The organism is Photorhabdus tasmaniensis, assembly GCF_011189505.1.
GTDB classification, from domain to species: domain Bacteria; phylum Pseudomonadota; class Gammaproteobacteria; order Enterobacterales; family Enterobacteriaceae; genus Photorhabdus; species Photorhabdus tasmaniensis.
In genome coordinates this window covers 1-237 of the sequence record NZ_PUJU01000271.1, presented here as the reverse complement: position 1 = coordinate 237, position 237 = coordinate 1, and the positions used below count along the sequence as shown (strand labels likewise).

Annotated in this window: 1 protein-coding gene; it reads right to left on the bottom strand. The window is 48.1% G+C overall.

Features of this window, described 5'->3' with window-relative positions:
- The coding region (locus tag C5471_RS23850; protein WP_242688872.1) for a contractile injection system protein, VgrG/Pvc8 family at window positions 1–237 on the bottom strand (237 nt) is incomplete at both ends.

The window sequence follows — 237 nt, the reverse complement described above, 5'->3', positions numbered from 1 at the left end:
CCGGCATTAATCGAATACAATTGCTCTCCGCTTGCCCTGATTTGCTGTCCGTCCGCAGGGCTTCCAGCCGGTACTGGGTAAACGGAATGCCCTCTTTGTTTTTCAGAAAACGCCCGTAACTTTCGAAAATGTGAAATGGCGTGCTATTTTCTGCTTCATAATCGGTGGCGTTATGCTGCAAAGCATAATTGGGGTTGTGGTAATTCCGGTCTTTTTGAGTGATGGATTCAGGGCGCA